Raw genomic sequence first — 1,178 nt, forward strand, 5'->3', positions numbered from 1 at the left:
TCACCAGCACGTAGACGATGGCCGCAAACAGGGTCTCATCAGGCGTGTCCTGCGTCCCGCCGCCCTGCGGACGCACCTTCGACGGCGGGATCAACTGCTTCGCGATCTCCCACAGCCCGTCCGGAACAATCCAACTCCACGTATCCCGCCCCATGAACAGCTCAACGAGCGATCACCACATAGGACACGGTCTAACTGATCGTTTCAGAATGAGATCGGTGTGTTGGCTTGGCAGTTGGGTGTTGTGTCGGCAGGATCTGCCAGGTGTCTGCTGATCTCGTGCCCGATGACCTGTGGGAACGCATAGCCCCGCTGCTGCTCCTTGTCCGCCTCGGCGGCACCGGTATCCCGGGCGGCTGCCGGCCGATGACCGTGCTGCTCTGCGGGGCATCGTTTACGTGCTGCGCAAAAGTGTGAGCTGGCGCGACGTCCCCGCAGAGCTGGTCGGCTGCAGTGGGGTGACGGCCTGGCGGCGTCTGCGGGACTGGACCGAAGCCGGAGTCTGGCCCCGCCTGCACGAAGTCCTGCTGGCGGAACTGCGTAAAGAGGGTTTGCTGGAGTTGGACGACGCTGCGATCGACGGCTCGCACGTCAGGGCCCTCAAAGGGGGGCTCACACCGGACCTTCGCCGGTCGACCGGGCACGTCCCGGCAGTAAACACCACATCATCGTCGACCGGCACGGAACCCCGCTCGCCGTCGCGCTGACCAGCGGGAACCGCCACGACGTCACCCAGCTCATGCCACTGCTGGACGCCATACCGCACATCCGCGGCCTGCGAGGCCGGCCCCGCCACCGGCCCCAGCGACTTTTCGCCGACCGCGGCTACGACTTCGACAAGTACCGCCGCCTCGTCCGAGCTCGTGGGACCACACCGAAGGTCGCCCGTCGCGGCACCCCGCACGGCTCCGGCCTGGGCAAGACCCGCTGGGTCGTCGAGCGGACCTTCGCCTGGCTGCACCAGTTCAAACGCCTTCGGATCCGCTACGAGATACGCGCAGACCTCCATCTCGGTCTGCTCCAACTCGCCTGCAGCATCATCTGCTTGAGACGACTCCGAACCGCATTCTGAAACGATCAGTAACGAGCTGGTGCGTGATAGTGGGTGATGTGTTCTTGCTGGTGGGTGGCATGATCCGGATGTGGCGATCATGCTCAGTCGGACGGTTCTCGCGCAT

2 pseudogenes are annotated in these 1,178 nt (G+C 64.9%); one reads left to right on the forward strand and one right to left on the reverse strand.

Annotated elements, in window-relative coordinates:
- Nucleotides 1-154: pseudogene (locus tag ACFVT1_RS40990) on the reverse strand (IS5/IS1182 family transposase); the annotation flags it as partial.
- Nucleotides 155-264: 110 nt separating this feature from the next.
- Between ACFVT1_RS40990 and ACFVT1_RS40995 the strand changes: the two are divergent.
- A pseudogene (locus ACFVT1_RS40995) lies at nt 265-1,072 on the forward strand (IS5 family transposase).
- Nucleotides 1,073-1,178: the final 106 nt, after the last annotated feature.

The organism is Streptomyces sp. NPDC057963 (assembly GCF_042887155.1).
Classification (GTDB): Bacteria; Actinomycetota; Actinomycetes; order Streptomycetales; family Streptomycetaceae; genus Streptomyces.